Annotated in this window: 3 protein-coding genes; all 3 read right to left on the reverse strand. The window is 33.1% G+C overall.

From position 1 onward, the window contains the following. Positions 1-185: hypothetical protein (locus H5072_RS20940; protein WP_220488725.1), on the reverse strand; the 185-nt coding region annotated here is incomplete at its 3' end. 98 nt (positions 186-283) lie between these two features. Then, complete coding sequence (locus H5072_RS19605; RefSeq protein ID WP_182694530.1) at positions 284-682, reverse strand: hypothetical protein; 399 nt, start codon at positions 680-682, stop codon at positions 284-286. A 273-nt stretch (positions 683-955) separates the two neighbouring features. Further along, entirely contained in the window at positions 956-1273 is a 318-nt protein-coding gene (locus H5072_RS19610) for a hypothetical protein (RefSeq protein WP_182694531.1), read from the reverse strand. Positions 1274-1322 lie beyond the last annotated feature (49 nt).

Below are 1322 nucleotides of genomic sequence, written 5' to 3' on the forward strand. Positions count from 1 at the left end.
CAAAACACTACCCCAACTGAAAATAAAATACCTAACAGCCATTCAGGGCTGGTATTGAGGTATTGTGTTAATAAGGTCATCCCTGAGTAGGCCGTCCCTAAAAGTAAAAGAATCGTTACTAATAGAAACCTAATTAAAAGCTTCCATGGAGGTAACAATAAAACCTTCATATCGTTTTGAGACACTTATTCACCTCTTAAATGATGCCATTCACACAGACACTCTAGTTACACCAATCTGAAAAAGTGCCAGCTATTTGAATTGTTCCTCTATTGTTATTTACCTAGGTATCAATTGCAGGGCCAGATTTAAAATATGAGCCCGTGCCTGGCCAATAGTAAGCCCCACTTAAACTTTTACAAAGTACTAAGTAAACAGGCGCTGAGTTAAATGTCATATCTTCACCTTTCTCAACTAACATTTCAAATGAGATTTGATTATAAGAATCACCTTTAAAAGTAGTAACTACATCAGCAGTAAATACATACTTTTGGGAATCATCAGCTTCTTGAAAAACGTCTACTCTAATAATTGTTACTTTAGCTAAATAATCTGTACTTTTAACCGCTTTTTTAAAGCCATCAAGCTCTAATAAATCAATATGCTGAGCTTTAGTACAAAAGCTAAAGCTCATTGAAAAAATGTACGCAATCAGCGCTTTTAATTGGCTAAAAGTTTTCAATAGAAGCTAATTTGCTAATCGCAGTGGTGTTACAAACCCAGTATTTTTTTTTGTCACTCTTTTGTAGCGTAACTGTTTTTTCATTTGTGAGTGTATCGAATTCCTCACTACTGTAATCACTCAATGTAATTTCACTTCCTTCTTTTTTAAAAACCAAACTGTGTTCAATAGCTAAAAAACGATGATAGCTCGACTTTTTTACATTATTGAGCTCCGTTGAATCAATAACTGAGGCTTCATTTATAGTTAATTTATCTAAGTAAAATTTACTACCTACGTATCACTTGTAGGCAAGCAAATACCTGACTTATTTTTGTGGAGTAATTTAACTTCTTCAAACTTCAATGACTGAGATAGCCCTGTTTTGTCCTCAATTTTTATAGGTTTAAATACTTTCATATTTAAACACTCTGACGCCAAAGCGGTATGACTTATCGTAAGTAATAAAGCACAAATTAAAGCTTGTGTAAGCGTTATAAGCTTTAGCAGTTTTTTTAGCGAGGTTTGTTCAGTCTTTACTTCATTCAACCTGTAAGTAGTAACCCTTTTAACAGATTGAATCATTCTTGTTGGTGACATTGAAAAGTCCATTTTTAACGTTATTTTTTTAATTACAATTTTTTAGTGGTAAGTAAGTAAG

Source organism: Pseudoalteromonas sp. SR45-5 (assembly GCF_014163565.1).
In the GTDB taxonomy this organism is placed as follows: Bacteria; Pseudomonadota; Gammaproteobacteria; order Enterobacterales; family Alteromonadaceae; genus Pseudoalteromonas; species Pseudoalteromonas distincta.